This is a genomic window from Amorphoplanes digitatis, assembly GCF_014205335.1.
GTDB classification, from domain to species: Bacteria; Actinomycetota; Actinomycetes; order Mycobacteriales; family Micromonosporaceae; genus Actinoplanes; species Actinoplanes digitatus.
The window spans coordinates 3,057,397-3,068,688 of the sequence record NZ_JACHNH010000001.1 but is presented as its reverse complement, the minus strand read 5'-3'; the positions used below and the strand labels follow the sequence as shown (position 1 = coordinate 3,068,688).

Below are 11,292 nucleotides of genomic sequence, written 5' to 3'. Positions count from 1 at the left end.
GGCGCCCTCGGCGAAGGACGGAACGTCCGGCCGGCGTAGCTTCGCCCGGCCGGTGCCGGGCGTAGCCTCGCGGCATGCGACTGATCGCCGGTCTGAACCGGCCAACGATGTCCGGCGGCGAGGCGATCCGGATCGGCGCGCAGGCGCTCTCCGCGGAACGGCTGCTGGCCGCCGCCACGGCGGTCGCGGACGACGTGGCGGGCGCGCGGGTCGTCGCGGTGCACGCGTCCGCGTCCGCGGAGACCGTGGTGGCGATGGTCGGCGCGCTGCTCGCCGGCGCCGCCGTCGTGCCGCTGCCGCCCGACTCCGGCGAGACCGAGGCGGCGCACATCCTGCGCGACTCCGGCGCCGAGCTCCTGCTCGCCGGCGCAGAGCACCCGCCGGCCGCGCCGGCCGCGCCGCGCACGGTGCCGGTCGACCTGCGGCGGTCCTCCGCCGGCAGCTATCCGGCGCCGCCGCCGGAGGCGACCGCGCTGATCATGTACACCAGCGGCACCACCGGGGCGCCCAAGGGCGCGGTGCTCTCGCACCGGGCCGTCGAGGCCGGTCTCGACGCGTTCGCGGACGCGGTCGCCTGGCAGCCCGACGACCTGCTCGTGCACGGCCTGCCCCTGTTCCACGTGCACGGGCTGGTGCTTGGCGTGTTCGGCGCCCTGCGGATCGGCGGCCGGCTGCGGCACACCGGGCGGCCGGGCCCCGAGGCGTACGCGGAGGCCGGCGGGAGCCTCTACTTCGGCGTGCCGACGATCTGGTCCCGGATCTGCGCACAGCCCGGCGCCGCCGCCCGGCTGTCCGGCGCGCGGCTGCTGGTGTCCGGCAGCGCGGCCCTGCCGGCGCCGGTGTTCGAGCGGATGCGTGACCTCACCGGTCACCGGCCCGTTGAGCGGTACGGCATGACCGAGACCCTGATAACCGTGAGCAACCGGGCCGACGACCCCGATCGGCGGCCCGGGCAGGTCGGCACGCCCGTCGCGGGTGCGGCCACGCGCGTGGTCGACGACGAGGGCCGGGACGTCGCTCCCGACGGCGAGTCCATCGGCGAGCTGTGGGTACGCGGCCCGATGCTGTTCGACGGCTACCTGGGCCGGCCCGAGGTCACCGCCCGGTCGCTGGGCGCGGACGGCTGGTTCCGCACCGGCGACATCGCCCGCGTCGCGCCGGACGGCCGGCACCGCATCGTCGGCCGCCGCTCGACGGACATGATCAAGAGCGGCGGCTACCGGATCGGCGCCGGCGAGGTCGAGGACGCGCTGCTCGCCCACCCGGGTGTACGGGAGGCCGCGGTGATCGGCACGCCGCACGACGACCTCGGCGAGCAGGTCACCGCGTACGTGGTGGGCGACGCGGTGAGCGCGGACGAACTGATCGGCTTCGTCGCGCGCACCCTGTCGGCGCACAAGCGGCCCCGGGAGATCCGCTTCGTGCCGGAGCTGCCCCGCAACGCGATGGGCAAGGTGCAGAAGCGGCTGCTCTCCCGGTGAGCTACTCCTCCTCGGCCTCTTCGGCGTCCTCGGGCGCCTGCTGCGCCTCGGGCTGGGGCTCGGTCATCGCCTCCTGGCGAAGCGCAGGCACGGGCTCGTCGGTGCTCACCGCGCCGTGGCGGCCGGGGCGGGCGTCCTCGGGGTCCTCCAGCTCGCCGGCGACCTGGGGCTGGTCGACCCAGAGCGCCCGCAGCTGGCCCTGCATGAACGAGGTGAGCCGGCCGCGGTATTCGCGATCGAACTGCTCGAGGGCCTCGATCTGCTCCTGGAGCGCCTCGCGCTTGTTGCCCAGGCTGCCCACGACGTCGTCGTAGCGCTGCTGCGCCTGCACCCGCAGGTGCTCGGAGTTCGCCCGCGCCTCCGCGGCGATCCCGTCGGCCCGCGCCTGCGCCTCCGCGACGATCTTGTCCGCGTGCCGCTGGGCGTCCTCGGCGGCGGCCCGGGCGTCCCGCGCGTTCTGCTCCGAGGCCGCGCGGGCGTCGAAGAGCACCTTGTCCGCCTCGCGGCGCACGTTGTGCGCGTGGATCTGCGCGTCCCGGGCGATCTGCTCGGCGGCGGCCAGCGCGTCGGTACGAATCTTGTCGGCCTGCTGGTGCGCGGTGGCGACGTGCTCCTCCGCGGTGCGCTGAGCCATCGTGAGCACCTGTAGCGCCTGGTTCGGCAGGCCGGGCATCTGGGCGCCGTTGTTCACCAGCGCGTGCTCCGAGGTGGCCCCGTCGGGCGACGTTCCCAGCATCACTTTCACACGGTCCTTCATCCGGTTGTCAGTCACAGGAGACCTCCGTTGGTACGGGTCGCCGCGGTGATCTCACCCCGGAAAAGGGCGTTCGGATGCACCGGCGATGTTGCTGACAGCCCGGCGTTTCCCACCGAGCCCTGGCCACGATCCGCGGCATGTTACCAACCTGAACAGGCGATACGCGAGAGCTGTTCGGGGGCGGGAAACGCGGAATCGGCCGTTCGTGTCGAGTTCGCCGGGCGGGCGGCCTAAGGCTTACGGGCGACGGCGCCGAACTCGTCGACCTCGCGCAGATCCTCCGGGGCGGCGTGCGCCCGGGGACGCCAGGCGGCGCAGGGCACCAGGCCCGGCTCGACGACCTCGAGACCGGTCAGGTAGGTCGACAGCTCCTCGGGAGTGCGCAGGTGGTACGAGAGCGGCGCGTTGGCGTTCCACACGCCGATCGCCTGCTCGAAGGCCTCCTTGTCGAGCACGTTGGTGCCGTCCGCGGTGACCAGGTAGCTGCCGGAGGGCAGGGCGCCGACGAGGTGCGCCACGATCTCCTGTGCCCGCGCCAGCTCGGGGACGTGGCCGAGGATGTTCATCAGGATCAGCCCGACCGGCTGGGTGAGGTCCAGCGTGGTGCGCCCGGCCAGCTCGAGGATCCGGCCGGGGTCGTGCAGGTCGGCGTCGAGGTACTCGGTGGCGCCCTGCGGGGTGCCGGTCAGCAGCGCGCGGGCGTGCGCGAGGACCATCGGGTCGTTGTCGACGTACACGATCCGGGCATCGACGGCCGCCGCCTGCGCGACCTGGTGGGTGTTGTCCACCGTGGGCAGGCCGGTGCCGATGTCGAGGAACTGCCGGATGCCGCACTCGTTGGCCAGGTAGGTGACGGCCCGGGTGAGGAAGCCGCGCGAGCTGCGGGCCACCACCTTGATGTCGGGGTAGAGCTCGGCGAACTGGTCGCCGACCTGGCGGTCGGACTGGAAGTTGTCCTTGCCCCCGAGCCAGTAGTTCCACACCCGGGCGGAGTGCGGCACCATCTGGTCGATCTTCGCCGCCGTGGCCTGGTCGAAGTCGTCTGTGCTGTTCATGGGTGCCGGCTCCTCGTCACCTGGTGCTTCCGGGGGCACCGACTTTACGCCACGACCTCGATGTCTCTACACAGTGGACGGTCACGGCTCCGGGGCGACCAGGTGGCCGTCGGCCGCGTCGCGTACGGCGATCGCCTCGACCGGGCAGGACTCGGCGGCGTCGACCGCCGCCGGGTCCGGCGCCACCGGCGCCGGGCTCGCCACCGACACCCCGTCGACCAGGGTGAACAACGCGGGCGCGATGCCCGCGCACATGCCGGAGCCGATGCAGGTCCCGGCGTCGACGCTCAGGTGCCAGGCGGCGCCGGGCCCGCTCACCAGGTCACCGGCAGGGCGCGCAGGCCCCGGACCAGCAGGCCGGACTTCCACTCCAGCTCCTTCTCGTCGACCGCGAGCGCCAGCGCGGGCGCGCGGTGCAGCAGCGTCCGGAGCGCGACCTGCAACTCCATCCGGGCGAGCTGCGCGCCGATGCAGTGGTGCACGCCGTGGCCGAAGCCGATGTGCGGGTTGGCGCCGCGGGTGATGTCGAGCGCGTCGGGGTCCTCGAAGACCTCGCCGTCGCGGTTCGCCGACGGCAGCGCGCAGATCACCGGGTCGCCGGCGCGGATCCGCACGCCGCCCAGCGCCAGGTCCTCGGTGGCGTACCGGGCGAACGCCGCCGCCGCGCCGAGCGGCACGTAGCGCAGCAGCTCCTCCACCGCCGCTGGCACCAGCTCGGGCCGCGCGCGCAGCAGCGCGAGCTGCTCGGGGTTGGTGAGCAGCACGTAGACGAAGTTGGAGATCTGGGTGACCGTGGTCTCGTGGCCGGCGGCGAGCAGCCCGGCGGCCAGCTCGACCATCTCCTGCTCGCTGAGCCGGTCGTCGCCGGTGTCGCGGGCACGCACCAGCGCGCCGATCAGGTCGTCGGCCGGCTCCCGGCGCCGCTCGGCGACCAGCCCCGCCATGTAGGCGTGCAGGTTGGCCAGGTACTCCACGACCCGCTCGGGCGGCAGCGACGTGGTCGAGACGATCGCCTCGGACCAGGTGCGGAACAGGCCCTGGTCGGCGACGGGCACGCCGAGCAGGCGGCAGATCACCCGCACCGGCAGCGGGGTGGAGAAGGCCTCGACCAGGTCGGCCGGCGGCCCGGCCGCGAGCATCGCGTCGACGAGTTCGTCCGCGATCTCGGTGGTGTCCGGGCGCAGCAGCTCCACCCGGCGCGCGGTGAAGGCCTTGGCGACCAGGCGCCGCAGCCGGCTGTGGTCGGGCGGGTCCATCGCGAGGATGCCGGAGTCGATCTGGTACGGGGTGGTGCGGGGCTCGTCGCGCCCCACGCTCGCGGCGCGGCTGAACCGGGGGTCGCCGAGCACCGTCCGGACGTCGGCGTAGCGGGTGGCGAGCCAGGCCTCCTCACCGAACGGCAGCCGGACCCGGGTGACCGGCTCCTGCCGGCGCAGCCGGGCGTAGAGCGGGTCGAGGTTGAGCCGGTCGGGATCGCTGAACGGATAGGGCCGCGCCGTGCCGGGCTGCCTGGTGTCTGTCATCGCCACACTCCCGCCGGACTCTGAGCAACACAACAGACACGGATGGTAGTGGGAGTGGCGGCCATACAACACCCATCAATCCATATTCGTCGAACAATCGCCGCGAATCCGTCCGCCCCGTCCGGGCGATTCGTTAATCATTAGAGCTTTCGCCTGAAAGATGCTGCTTAGCATGATCTGATCTGCTTCGAGAATGGGGTAAGCGTGAAGAGTCGGCGCTCGGTGACCGTCGCGATGGCGGCGGTAAGCGTGCTGGTAGGTACGGCGCCGACGGCTGACGCCGCCTGGAACCGCCCGGTCTCCGCCTGGAGCCGCCCGGTGGCCGTGTGGAACATGAACGAATGGTCCGGTTCCCGGACCATGGTGGACAGCAGCGGCAACGGGCACACAGGCCGGATCGGACCCGAGGTCGGCACGGGCATCCAGGCGCTCGGCGCGACGGGGTACCGCTTCGACCGGCTGGAGCCGGACTCCCCGCCGACACACCCCGGGCACCTGGTGACCGTCAGCGACTCGCCGAGCCTGGACCCGGGCACCCGCGACTTCACCATGACGGTCCGGCTCCGCACGACGCACAAGTTCGGCAACGTCGTCCAGAAGGGCCAGGCGACGGTACGCGGCGGCAACTTCAAGATGCAGATCCCCGGCGGCATCGCGGAGTGCCTGTACCGCGGCTCGTCCGGCTCGCTCCTGGTGCGCTCGCCGACCCGGCTGAACGACGGGCGCTGGCACACGGTGCGCTGCGACCGCAACGGGTCCGGGCTGATCATGGCGGTGGACGGCAGGGTCGTGGCGCGCAAGCCCGGCTGGACCGGCGCGATCTCGAACGGGTGGCCGGTGACGATCGGCGGCAAGGCCGACTGCGACCAGATCGAGGTGGGCTGCGACTACTACGCCGGCGACCTCGACTACGTCCAGTTCGACGCCGGCTGAACCCGCTCAGCCGCAGACCAACACGCCGAACGGCACGTCGCCGCAGTCGTGCCGTACCCAGCCCGCTGGGAACGACCGGACCAGCGAACCCGTCACGTGCTCGGGCAGCGTCGACACCACCACCCGCCCGGCCCGGTTGACCACCGTGGCCGGGCGTCCGCATGCCCGCAGCGCCGGCAGCAGCAGCCGCTCGGCCCGGGCCACGTAGACGTCCGAGCCCACCACGGCCGCCATCGACCCGTCGGCGCGGCGCACCGGCACGGTGAAGGTCAGCGTGTACGCGTCGGTGCAGAGATAGTCGACGTACGGCCCGGTGATGTGCCGCCGCCCGGTGCGCCGCGGCACCGACCACCACTCCAGCACGGTGTAGTCGCGGAAGCCGTCGCGCGCCGGATCGGACACCACCCGCAGCGGCGCGATCTCCCGGTCCGCGCCGGCGGTCCACCAGGCCAGGTGCCACGGCGCGTCCGCGATCAGCCCGGGGTCGGCGATCAGGCCGCAGCCGGCCACCAGAGCGTCACCGCGGTTCAGCTGCGCGACCGCCGCCGGGCGCACGACGCCGAGGTCGGCGAGCAGCGGCGCCCGGTCGGCCGGTATGGCCGCCGCGGCCGCCTCCGCCAGGGCCACCAGCGGCGCGAACACCGTCGCGCAGAGCCGTTCGAGTTCGGCGGCGATCCCGGCCGCGGCCGGTGCCGCGGCCGGCCACGCGAAGACCTCAGTCATCCACCAACTCCAGGCGCACTCGGACCACCGCGTTGATCGCACGCCCGACGTGCTCCTCTGTCAAGTACCGGGCCCGCGCCCGGTCGCCGGCCGCGATGGCGTCGACGATCCCGGCGTGGTCGGCCTCGGAGCGTTCCCGGCCGTCCTCGGAGGCCATAGCCAGCCACAGCAGCGGCCCGAACTCGGCCTGCAGCCGCAGCTCCTCCTGCGTCATCCGCGCGGACTGGGTGGCGGCCGCGACCTCGAGATGGAACTGCGCCTCGGCCCGGCGGGAGCCGCCCGGGTCCATCGCCCGGCGGACGCCGACCTCGCGCAGCCGGACGAGGTCCTCCTCCGCCGCCCGCTCGGCGGCGAGCGCCGCCGCCGCGCCGGCGATCGCGCGGTAGAAGTCGCCGAAGTCGCGGATGTCCACCAGCGACAGCTCGGCCAGCCGGGTACGGACCAGCGCCGCGTCCGGGTTGGCCGGCGCGCGCACGAAGCTGCCGCCGCCGCGGCCCCGGCGGGTGACGACCAGGCCCAGGTCGCGCAGCGTCTGGAGGGACTCCCGGGCGGTGACCGGCGCGACGCCGAGCGACTCGGCGAGGTCGACCTCGGACGGAAGCTGCTCGCCGTCGCGGAGCACACCCAGCACGATCGCGTCCCGCAGCCGGCGGGTGACCGCCTCGGCGCGTCCCGGCTGGGTGAGCGGGGCGAAGACCGCACGGTGCGCGTGCGGTACGACCCGGCCCGGCATCGACCCTCCTCAAGTCTTGTGCTTTGAAATATGAAGCCATAGGTTTTCGCCAGAGTACCCAGTATCCCGTACGGACGGGGGCCCGCGTGGACGATGCTCCGGCGATCAGGCTGACCGGCCTGCGCAAGACCTTCGGACCCACCGTCGCGGTCGACGGCGTCGACCTCGAGATCGCCGACGGCGAGTTCTTCGCCATGCTGGGGCCGTCCGGCTCGGGCAAGACGACAGTGCTGCGGATGATCGCCGGCTTCGAGCAGCCGACCGCCGGCTCCATCGAGCTCGCCGGCGCCGACGTCACCGCCGCCGCGCCCTTCCAGCGCGACGTGACAACGGTCTTCCAGGACTACGCGCTGTTCCCGCACCTGAGCGTCCGGCAGAACGTCGAGTACGGACTGGCCGTGCGCGGCGTCGGCCGGTCGGCGCGCCGCGAGCTCGCCGAGCAGGCCCTGGCCGGGGTGCGGATGACCGGCCTCGGCGACCGCAAGCCGGCGCAGCTCTCCGGCGGGCAGCGCCAGCGGGTCGCCCTGGCCCGCGCGCTGGTCGTGCGGCCCCGGGTCCTGCTGCTGGACGAACCGCTCGGCGCCCTCGACCTCAAGCTGCGCCAGCAGATGCAGGTCGAGCTCAAGCAGCTACAGCGCGAGGCCGGCATCACGTTCGTCTTCGTCACGCACGACCAGGAGGAGGCCCTCACCATGAGCGACCGGATCGCGGTGTTCAACCACGGCCGGATCGCACAGGTCGGCACCGCGGCGGAGATCTACGAGCAGCCGCGCACCGAGTTCGTCGCGGGCTTCGTCGGCGCCTCGACCGTCCTGTCCGGGCAGGCCGCCGTCGACATCCTCGGCCGGCCGGGCACGTTCGTGGTGCGCCCCGAGCGGGTCCGTCTCGCCCGTACGGAATCGGCGGCGGCGCCGGGGCAGGCGGCCGGCACCATCGCCGAGGTGGTCTATCTCGGCGCGACCACCCGATATCTGGTCGACCTCGAGTCCGGGCCGCGGGTCACCGCGAGCGAGCCCAACACCGGGGCCGGCGCCGCGACGGCGCGCCGCGGCGAACAGGTCCTCGTCAGTATCCGGCCCGGCGACGTCGTCGCCCTGTAGACCTGACCCACCCCGCTGACTCCATCCCCGTCGGAAGGGCCCGATCATGCGTCACGAGAGGTTTCTGATCCGGGGTACGGCCCTGATCGCCGTCACCCTGCTCGCCGCGGCCTGCGGCACGTCGTCCGGGGACAGCGACGGCGCCCCGGCGCCGGGCGCGTCCGGCTTCACCCCACCGAAGATCCCCCAACTCCAGCAGCTCGGCGCCGGCGAGGGCGCCGTCTCGATCCTGGCCTGGCCCGGGTACGCGGAGAACGGCGGCAACGATCCCCAGGTCGACTGGGTGACGCCGTTCGAGAAGCAGACCGGCTGCAAGGCGACGGTGAAGACGTTCGGCACCTCCGACGAGGCGGTGACCCTGATGAAGACCGGCGACTACGACGTGGTGTCGGCGTCCGGCGACGCGTCGCTGCGGCTGATCGCCGGCGGTGACGTCGCACCGGTGAACACCGCCCTGGTGCCCAACTACCCGGACGTCATCGACTTCCTCAAGGACAAGGCCTGGAACTCCGTCGGCGGCCAGATGTACGGAGTGCCGCACGGCTGGGGCGCCAACCTGCTGATGTACCGCACCGACAAGGTGAACCCGGCGCCGACGTCCTGGTCCGCGGTGTTCACCGACGCCGGGAAGTACCCGGGCAAGGTCACCGCGTACGACTCGCCGATCTACATCGCCGACGCGGCGCTGTTCCTGATGAACACCAAGCCGGAGCTGGGCATCAAGAACCCGTACGCGCTGGACACCAAGCAGCTCGCGGCGGCCGTCGAGCTGCTGAAGGCGCAGAAGGCGAACGTCAGCGAGTACTGGTCGGACTACCTCAAGGAGGTGCAGTCCTTCAAGAGCGGCAACTCCGTCATCGGCACGACGTGGCAGGTCATCGTCAACACGGCCGTGGCCGAGAAGGCGCCGGTGAAGGCGGTGCTGCCCGACGAGGGCTCGACCGGCTGGTCCGACACGTGGATGGTCGCGGCGGCGAGCAAGCACCCGAACTGCGCGTACCAGTGGCTGAACTGGATCATCAGCCCGACGGCCAACGCGCAGGTCGCGGAGTACTTCGGCGAGGCGCCCGCGAACAAGAAGGCCTGCGACCTGACCACGGACAAGTCGCACTGCGACACCTACCACGCCGACGACGCCGCGTACGCGGAGAAGGTCTGGTACTGGAGCACGCCGATCCCGCAGTGCCTGGACGGCCGCACCGACGTGCAGTGCACCGACTACGCGGCCTGGACCCGGGCCTGGACCGAGATCAAGGGCTAGGCGCGGATGACCGGCAACGTCGCGCTGCCCCGGGACGGCCTGCGCCGGCGGCTCTCGGCGCGGCTCACCCGTTCGCCGCGGAGCCGGCTGGCCCTGCTGCTGACGGCGCCGCTGCTCTGGCTCGGGCTCGCCTACCTGGGCGCCCTGGCGGCGTTGCTGGTCACCGCCCTGTGGACGACGAACACGTTCACCGGCGAGATCGAACGCGTCTGGACCCTGGACAACCTGCGCATCGTCGTGACCGACTCGGTGTACCGGTCGGTCACGCTGCGGACCGTCGGGGTGGCGGCGCTGGTCACGGTGATCGACGCGGTGCTTGCCGCGCCGGTGGCGTTCTTCATGGCCAAGGTCGCCTCGCCGCGCTGGCAGCCGCTGCTCGTCGCCGCGATCCTGCTCCCGCTGTGGGCGTCCTACCTGGTCAAGGCGTACGCCTGGCGCAGCATGTTCGGCGGCGGCGGGCTGATCGACTGGGCCGGGGCGCCGTTCGGGATCGGCTCGCCCGGGTACGGCCTGACGGCGACGGTGTGCACGCTGGCGTACCTGTGGTTCCCGTACATGGTGCTGCCGATCTTCGCCGGCCTCGAACGGCTGCCGGACTCGCTGTTGGAGGCGTCCGGCGACCTGGGCGCGCGGCCGGGCCGCACCCTGCGCACGGTGGTGCTGCCGCTCGCCTTCCCGGCGGTGGTCGCGGGCTCGATCTTCACGTTCTCGCTGTCCCTCGGCGACTACGTCGCGGTCGAGATCGTCGGCGGCACCAGCCAGTTCCTGGGCAACCTCGTATACGACAACATCGGCGCGGCCAACAACCAACCGCTCGCCGCGGCCGTCGGCCTCGTACCCGTGGTGGTCATGATCGTGTATCTGTTCCTGGCCCGGCGTGCCGGCGCCCTGGAGAACCTCTGATGTACCTGACCCGCACCACCCGGATCGCGCTGAGGATCGCCACGGCCGTCATCCTGGCGCTCGGCTTCGTGCCGCTGATCGTCGTGGTCGTCAACTCGTTCAACTCCGACCGCGCGTTCGGCTGGCCGCCGGCCGGCTTCACCCTGGAATGGTGGTACCGGGCCGCGCACAACGCCGGGCTGCTCGCCGCGCTGCGCACCTCGGTCGTGGTCGCCCTGCTGTCCACGGCCGTCGCCCTGATCCTGGGCACCCTCGCCGCCATGTCGCTGCAACGGCACCGCTTCTTCGGCCGCGAGGCGGTGTCGCTGCTGGTGATCCTGCCGATCGCGCTGCCCGGCATCGTCACGGGCATCGCGCTGAACAACGCCTTCCGCACCATCCTCGGTGTGCCGCTGTCGCTGCTGACCCTGGTGGTGGCGCACGCGACGTTCTGCGTCGTGGTGGTCTTCAACAACGTGATCGCCCGCCTGCGGCGCCTCGGCGGCGACCTCGAGGAGGCCTCGATGGACCTGGGCGCGGACGGCTTCACCACGTTCTGGCGGGTCACCCTCCCGCTGATGCGGACGGCGCTGCTGGCGGGCGGGCTGCTGGCGTTCGCGCTGAGCTTCGACGAGATCATCGTGACCCGCTTCACCGCGAGCCAGGCCACCACGACGCTGCCGATCTGGATCATGGACAACCTGTTCCGCCCGAACCAGGCCCCGATCGTCAACGTGGTGGCGACGGCCCTGGTGATCCTCTCGATCATCCCGATCGCCATCGCCCAGCGGCTGTCCGGCGACCCGTCCGGCGGCCGCGTCTAGGGCCCGTCCTGCCGATCAGG

General features: G+C 72.5%; 12 protein-coding genes. 6 read left to right on the top strand and 6 right to left on the bottom strand.

The genetic code is table 11. The features are described 5' to 3' along the window. Window positions 1-74 precede the first annotated feature (74 nt). On the top strand, window positions 75-1,481 hold the full coding sequence (locus tag BJ971_RS13240) for an acyl-CoA synthetase (RefSeq protein ID WP_184992964.1): 1,407 nt from the start codon (window positions 75-77) through the stop codon (window positions 1,479-1,481). Between the two features lies 1 nt (window position 1,482). On the opposite strand, the gene BJ971_RS13235 is transcribed toward BJ971_RS13240, so the two are convergent. From BJ971_RS13235 to BJ971_RS13220, 4 genes are all read right to left on the bottom strand, one after another. Further along, on the bottom strand, window positions 1,483-2,217 hold the full coding sequence (locus BJ971_RS13235; protein ID WP_239087731.1) for a hypothetical protein: 735 nt from the start codon (window positions 2,215-2,217) through the stop codon (window positions 1,483-1,485). A 251-nt stretch (window positions 2,218-2,468) separates the two neighbouring features. After that, window positions 2,469-3,293, bottom strand: coding sequence for an SAM-dependent methyltransferase (locus BJ971_RS13230; RefSeq protein WP_184992962.1), 825 nt, complete (start codon window positions 3,291-3,293; stop codon window positions 2,469-2,471). A gap of 81 nt (window positions 3,294-3,374) precedes the next feature. Further along, window positions 3,375-3,611, bottom strand: coding sequence for a ferredoxin (locus BJ971_RS13225; protein WP_239087728.1), 237 nt, complete (start codon window positions 3,609-3,611; stop codon window positions 3,375-3,377). Continuing rightward, on the bottom strand, window positions 3,608-4,816 hold the full coding sequence (locus BJ971_RS13220; RefSeq protein ID WP_184992960.1) for a cytochrome P450: 1,209 nt from the start codon (window positions 4,814-4,816) through the stop codon (window positions 3,608-3,610). The genes BJ971_RS13225 and BJ971_RS13220 overlap by 4 nt, the downstream gene beginning before the upstream one ends. Before the next feature lie 204 nt (window positions 4,817-5,020). Here BJ971_RS13220 and BJ971_RS13215 point away from each other — a divergent pair, with 204 nt between their 5' ends. Continuing rightward, window positions 5,021-5,749 (top strand): laminin G domain-containing protein, encoded by a 729-nt coding sequence (locus BJ971_RS13215; protein ID WP_239087727.1) that lies wholly within the window; start codon window positions 5,021-5,023, stop codon window positions 5,747-5,749. Window positions 5,750-5,755: 6 nt separating this feature from the next. Here the strand turns inward: BJ971_RS13215 and BJ971_RS13210 are convergent, their stop codons facing one another. Together BJ971_RS13210 and BJ971_RS13205 are read right to left on the bottom strand one after the other, a co-directional pair. Continuing rightward, window positions 5,756-6,472 (bottom strand): cache domain-containing protein, encoded by a 717-nt coding sequence (locus BJ971_RS13210; protein WP_184992958.1) that lies wholly within the window; start codon window positions 6,470-6,472, stop codon window positions 5,756-5,758. Next, window positions 6,465-7,205 (bottom strand): FadR/GntR family transcriptional regulator, encoded by a 741-nt coding sequence (locus BJ971_RS13205; RefSeq protein WP_184992956.1) that lies wholly within the window; start codon window positions 7,203-7,205, stop codon window positions 6,465-6,467. The genes BJ971_RS13210 and BJ971_RS13205 overlap by 8 nt, the downstream gene beginning before the upstream one ends. 86 nt (window positions 7,206-7,291) lie before the next feature. On the opposite strand from BJ971_RS13205, the gene BJ971_RS13200 reads away from it, so the two are divergent. The 4 genes from BJ971_RS13200 to BJ971_RS13185 are packed head-to-tail and all read left to right on the top strand — an operon-like array spanning window position 7,292 to window position 11,272. Next, window positions 7,292-8,305, top strand: a complete 1,014-nt coding sequence (locus tag BJ971_RS13200) for an ABC transporter ATP-binding protein (RefSeq protein WP_184992954.1) — start codon at window positions 7,292-7,294, stop codon at window positions 8,303-8,305. 46 nt (window positions 8,306-8,351) lie between these two features. Next, window positions 8,352-9,566, top strand: coding sequence for an ABC transporter substrate-binding protein (locus BJ971_RS13195; protein WP_184992952.1), 1,215 nt, complete (start codon window positions 8,352-8,354; stop codon window positions 9,564-9,566). Between the two features lie 6 nt (window positions 9,567-9,572). After that, window positions 9,573-10,469: an ABC transporter permease gene (locus tag BJ971_RS13190; protein ID WP_184992950.1), complete on the top strand. Its 897-nt coding sequence runs from the start codon at window positions 9,573-9,575 to the stop codon at window positions 10,467-10,469. Continuing rightward, window positions 10,469-11,272, top strand: coding sequence for an ABC transporter permease (locus BJ971_RS13185; RefSeq protein WP_184992948.1), 804 nt, complete (start codon window positions 10,469-10,471; stop codon window positions 11,270-11,272). Before BJ971_RS13190 ends, BJ971_RS13185 begins: the two co-directional genes overlap by 1 nt. The last annotated feature ends 20 nt before the right edge of the window (window positions 11,273-11,292 follow it).

What these genes read in the sequence shown, in the direction of transcription:
- BJ971_RS13205 (WP_184992956.1), bottom strand. Translation starts at nt 7,205, where the DNA reads ATGCCGGGCCGGGTCGTACCGCACGCGCACCGTGCGGTCTTCGCCCCG.
- BJ971_RS13240 (WP_184992964.1), top strand. Translation starts at nt 75, where the DNA reads ATGCGACTGATCGCCGGTCTGAACCGGCCAACGATGTCCGGCGGCGAG.
- BJ971_RS13230 (WP_184992962.1), bottom strand. Translation starts at nt 3,293, where the DNA reads ATGAACAGCACAGACGACTTCGACCAGGCCACGGCGGCGAAGATCGAC.
- BJ971_RS13185 (WP_184992948.1), top strand. Translation starts at nt 10,469, where the DNA reads ATGTACCTGACCCGCACCACCCGGATCGCGCTGAGGATCGCCACGGCC.
- BJ971_RS13235 (WP_239087731.1), bottom strand. Translation starts at nt 2,217, where the DNA reads ATGCTGGGAACGTCGCCCGACGGGGCCACCTCGGAGCACGCGCTGGTG.
- BJ971_RS13210 (WP_184992958.1), bottom strand. Translation starts at nt 6,472, where the DNA reads ATGACTGAGGTCTTCGCGTGGCCGGCCGCGGCACCGGCCGCGGCCGGG.
- BJ971_RS13190 (WP_184992950.1), top strand. Translation starts at nt 9,573, where the DNA reads ATGACCGGCAACGTCGCGCTGCCCCGGGACGGCCTGCGCCGGCGGCTC.
- BJ971_RS13195 (WP_184992952.1), top strand. Translation starts at nt 8,352, where the DNA reads ATGCGTCACGAGAGGTTTCTGATCCGGGGTACGGCCCTGATCGCCGTC.
- BJ971_RS13220 (WP_184992960.1), bottom strand. Translation starts at nt 4,816, where the DNA reads ATGACAGACACCAGGCAGCCCGGCACGGCGCGGCCCTATCCGTTCAGC.